Genomic DNA, 1633 nt, shown 5'->3' with positions numbered 1-1633 from the left:
GTACATTACCTTGGCCCACGTCCGCACTATACGCTGCCAAGCTATTCTCAACACTGGGATGTGAGCTTGTTGCCGTTTGTTGATAACGAGCAGATCCGAGCTTGTAGCCCACTCAAACTAATGGAGTACCTTGCGGCCGGCACGCCAATTATCACAACTCAATTCCCAGCATTAAAGCCATATCAAGAACATGTCACCACAGTTGGTAGTGTAAACCAAATGATTTGGGCGCTTGATCATGCACGCCAGCTGAGCAATTCACCAATCTCTGTCGTCGAACAAGAGAGCTGGCAGAACCGTGGTAACTTCGTACATTGGATGTTGGAGCTTTTATGAATAATCTTAAGTTGCGCTTACTAGTCATCCTAAATGCCATGTGGCGCCAACGCTACGTTATTGTTCTCCCAATCTTTATTTTGCCCTTTGTTGGCTTCGGTGTGAGCAAGTTGGCCCCGACTAAATATGACGCGCATACCAGTATGTTGATTCAAGAAACGGCCAAAATGAATCCATTCTTGGAAGACATTGCCGTTTCTACCATGCTCAAAGACCGCCTTAACGCGTTGAGAACACTACTTCATAGTCGACATGTGCTTTACTCGGTCGCTGATGAACTGCAATTAACCACGCCCGATATGCCTGAAATTGAGAAACAAGAGATCATTACTGACCTATCTCAACGTCTAACGGTGACTCAGCTTGGAAAAGATTTTCTAAAAATCAGCTTAAGCTCAAACACGCCAGATGGAATGGAAGCGACGCTTCGTTCGGTAAGTGAACATTTCATTGAACAATTGCTCGCTCCGGAACGTTCGTCGATTGAAGACTCGAGTAACTTCTTGAAAATTCATATAGATAAACGCAGTGCTGAACTTGAAGTAGCAGAAGAAGCTCTTGCCTTATACATGAATGAGAATGTTCATTCGACGCCTGAGGTACAGAGCCAAAGTTTGAATCGCTTAGCGTCACTCAAACAAACACTCGCAGAAAAAGAGGCCGAGTTATCCGGTGTTGAAAAAAGCTTAGGGTCAATCGATCAACAGCTTTCAAAAACCAACCCTGTGATAGGTCGAATAGAAGATCAGATCATCGATATTCGTAGTGAACTGGCTCTGCTTCAAGCCAAATACACAAACAAACACAGTGCCGTACAAGCTAAAGTTCGTGAACTAGACAGACTTGAAAATGAGAGAAAGAGTTTACTCGATGTAACTCAACCTGCGATGAACAGCGACCAGCTTTGGGACATTGCAAGTAGTACTACACTGAACAAACTTTCGGATACCCAACCTCTTTTAGTCACCCAACTACACAGTTTACAACTGGTTCGCGCTCGCTTTGAGTCTTTAACTGAAGAAACGAAAAGCCTTCGTACTATGATTTTCGAATTAGAACACAAGGCGAATAACTTCGGTGAAAATGCAAAAGAGATGTATCGCCTTAAACGCCAAGTTGAAATCAAGCGTCAGCTATACGATGAACTGACAGAGCGTTATGAAATGGCTCAGCTAACAGGTTCGCTTGGCGTATTCGAGCAAAACAAACGTGTGAAGATTATCGATTTACCCTTCACGCCTAGTATCAAATCTAACATACCTTCTTTTGTGTTTGTTTTGGCTGGTTTCGTTGCAGG

General features: G+C 43.7%; 1 protein-coding gene and 1 pseudogene. Both read left to right on the top strand.

Translation table 11 applies throughout. From position 1 onward, the window contains the following. Positions 1–336, top strand: a pseudogene (locus AB4653_RS27135) (glycosyltransferase family 1 protein); the annotation flags it as partial. Beyond that, positions 333–1633: GumC family protein (locus AB4653_RS27130; protein ID WP_372105788.1), on the top strand; the 1301-nt coding region annotated here is incomplete at its 3' end. The pseudogene AB4653_RS27135 and the gene AB4653_RS27130, both read left to right, overlap by 4 nt.

The sequence above is a fragment of the Vibrio sp. 10N.222.48.A3 genome (assembly GCF_041475345.1).
Lineage (GTDB): Bacteria > Pseudomonadota > Gammaproteobacteria > Enterobacterales > Vibrionaceae > Vibrio > Vibrio tasmaniensis_A.
This window is presented reverse-complemented; position numbering and strand designations above follow the sequence as displayed.